Raw genomic sequence first — 1,285 nt, forward strand, 5'->3', positions numbered from 1 at the left:
GACAAACCTTGATACCGGAACTCCGCTTCTCACTCTCTGATCAACACACCCTTGACCGGCCTCTCCCACGCCTAACTGAACGGCGTTGCGGCTAGCCTTGGGCGACATGACTGCGATCTCTAGTATGGTGACCCGCTTCGTGGCCGGCTCTGTCCACGCCTACGACTTCCCTGGGAGCCCTGCGGTGGAGTCGCCGGCGGTGCCGGTCGCCACGTTTCCCGTCGGCGCAGCCATCGAGGTGAAAGACCACGCGGTGGCGCCGAACCTACTGCGTGCGGTGTATGCGACGGCCGACGAGATGGTATGCACCGACCGCGAGGGCAATATTCTGTGGCGGCTCGGCTTCGGCCCTGGGGCGCAAGAGCCGTACAACGCCATAGCGAACTGTGAGTTTTCGCCGGCCGGGACGGTGGTGTGGCTTTACATGCCTGACGCCATGGCAGGGCGCGGTGACGGTCTGGACCATTGGCTCGCCATCGACGCCGAGACGGGGGCCATCATCGCGCGGACCGAACTCGACTGCGCCGGTCACGGTGGGCACCAGTTTGCCCACCCGGACGGTGTGCACATGCTGCTCGACGTCGGCGAGGGACAGGACGGTTCGCGGGTGTACCGCGGTCATCTCGACCGGGACGTCATCGAACTGACCGCCTACCCATGGACCGACCGCAGTCTCGTGAGTCTCGCCCCGGACGGCCACCACTTCATGACCGTCCATCACGACCAGGAGGACGTCGCCTTCCACGCATACCCCGATGGCGAGGTGTTGGTCCGGATCCCGGTGGAGTCCTTCGACTACGACCCCGACGAGGCGTACGTCGAGTGGGCCGGTGGCTATCTCGACTCCGAAACCGCCATCGTCACCCTCGGCGGGGAGACCGAGGACGAACAACAGTGGCACCGGCACCATCTCGTCGACGCACGCACCGGACAGGTACACCGAATGCTCGACACCCAGACCCGCGACGCGTACGACATCGAACCACTCGGCGACGGCTCGTGGCTCAGCACCGACGACGACCGGCTCCGGCGCCACACCCGATAACCGGCCCCGAGGCGCCGTGTACCACGCGCCATCGAATGATCTACAACCAGAAACTGGCTGAAGCGCACTGGAGCTGAAGCGCACTGGAGGCGTCTCCGGTGCATCCGCACATGCCGCTGATCGGGCGTTCAATGCGCGGCGAGCGCTGTGCTTGCCGGTTAACCCATCCGCGCTGGTCAGGGGCTCTTTCGGATCAGCTGGCCGATCTTGGCCTGTTCGAGCAGCAGCCCTTGTCCATCG

General features: G+C 65.3%; 1 protein-coding gene. It reads left to right on the forward strand.

The window, feature by feature from the left end; genetic code table 11:
- The first annotated feature begins 106 nt into the window (after positions 1-106).
- The gene (locus ACZ6S5_RS34880; protein ID WP_466006552.1) at positions 107-1,045 is read left to right on the forward strand and encodes a hypothetical protein; all 939 of its coding nucleotides are present in this window, start codon (positions 107-109) and stop codon (positions 1,043-1,045) included.
- Positions 1,046-1,285 lie beyond the last annotated feature (240 nt).

The sequence above is a fragment of the Micromonospora sp. NPDC051924 genome, assembly GCF_055586005.1.

Coding starts and splice junctions, on each gene's coding strand:
- ACZ6S5_RS34880 (WP_466006552.1), top strand. CDS start 107: ATGACTGCGATCTCTAGTATGGTGACCCGCTTCGTGGCCGGCTCTGTC.